1 protein-coding gene is annotated in these 1,074 nt (G+C 54.1%); it reads right to left on the minus strand.

Going from position 1 to position 1,074, the window contains the following annotated elements:
- A partial coding sequence (locus HG263_RS22105; RefSeq protein ID WP_171628233.1) for a condensation domain-containing protein occupies positions 1–1,074 on the minus strand: 1,074 nt, incomplete at both ends.

Here is a 1,074-nt window from a genome sequence, read left to right on the forward strand (position 1 = left end):
CCCGTAGATAACGATAGGGTCTCCTGCCAAGGCGCCGCAGTATGCTCCTGTGACACAGTAAACAAGACTTCAGAAAAGACATCCACCGCCATGGCATTGTTTTGCTTGAGGCTTGCCATCAGCTTATCCAGCGATGCCGACTGGTGGATCATGCTGTCCGTCACCATTTCCTGTGTGGCCAGCAGCAAAGTGCCGAGGCTAGCAGACTCCTGCCACGCCTGCCTTAACATCAGGGTGTTGGCATAAAAGCCGACGCCATCCTGATCGTTCGCTCTGAGTCGGTTGGCAACCGGTGTTGCCAGAATCACATCCCGGGTATTGTTCAAACGTCCCAGCACCAAACTGACCAAGGCAAACCAGAAACTGAATTCGGTGATCCCCAACTTAGTACACATTGCCGACACACCGCGGCAGTCCTGCTCGTTTAAGGCATACTCAAACTGCGCCGATTGCGTCCCCATTTCAGCCGACAAGTCGCTGGGTAAAGAGGTCGTTTGCGCCACATGCTCGAGTTTCTCCTGCCAGAACGCCATATCGCTCGCATGTTGCGCCGCATAGGCCTCCCCCTGCTGCCACAGGACAAAATGTTCAAAGCTAGTATTTTCACTGAGTTCCCTGCCCTCTAGAGCATGAGCAAAGGCATTCATCAGCGGAGTAATGGACTGGCCATCAAAGCAAATGTGATGAATATTGAACAGCAGCACTTGTTGGCCGTTATCAAGGCATAAGCGTGAAATGGCGCATGCCTGCTCATCCAGGCGGAAACAGCGGTTTGATTCGGCTGCTATCTCTGCTGGCAAAGCTGCGCTCTCTATGTCCCTGACCGCGACAGCCAGCTCAGATACCGCCACTGGCAGCTGCAGCACAGTACCGCCTTGTTCGACAAACCGCATTCTCAGGCTTGCGTGCGCCGACAGCAGCTGGTGCAATGCCCTATCAATGGCTTCACCTGTGAACTCTCGGTGAAAACGGATCACCAGCGGGATGTTATAGGCCGCATTCGGATTCCCCTGGTGCAATAACCATAACCTGTACTGCTCGGCAGAAAGCACCAGCGGGTACTGGATTGCTTGC

It is taken from the genome of Pseudoalteromonas caenipelagi, from assembly GCF_013140855.1.
Lineage (GTDB): Bacteria > Pseudomonadota > Gammaproteobacteria > Enterobacterales > Alteromonadaceae > Pseudoalteromonas > Pseudoalteromonas caenipelagi.